Source organism: Stenotrophomonas sp. SrG (assembly GCF_050031795.1).
GTDB lineage: Bacteria > Pseudomonadota > Gammaproteobacteria > Xanthomonadales > Xanthomonadaceae > Stenotrophomonas > Stenotrophomonas rhizophila_A.
The window spans coordinates 1-270 of sequence record NZ_JBNBBE010000274.1 but is presented as its reverse complement, the minus strand read 5'-3'; the positions used below and the strand labels follow the sequence as shown (position 1 = coordinate 270).

Genomic DNA, 270 nt, shown 5'->3' with positions numbered 1-270 from the left:
CCCGAGCGGGCGCGGCCTCCAGCGTGGACAAGCGGTGCTCGCCCAGCGGGTCCAGCGTCTGCTTGAGCGCTTCGGCAGGCATTCCCTTGGCCGCCTCCTGCACGCCCAGCGGCGCGGCTACCACCGGCACCCGGGCGCGCCCGGACTGCCCACAGGCCGACACCACCACGCAGTGCCAGTGCGCCACGCGCTTTTCCGCCCGCGCCGCGTCCAGCTTGACTTCGGTGCGCTCGGCATTTACCGGCACGATCGCCAGCACCCCCAGTTCGG

Annotated in this window: 1 protein-coding gene; it reads right to left on the bottom strand. The window is 73.3% G+C overall.

The annotated features are described in order from the left end of the window. On the bottom strand, window positions 1-270 hold a 270-nt coding region (locus ACQG3P_RS19815; RefSeq protein WP_426806000.1), incomplete at both ends, for an RsmE family RNA methyltransferase.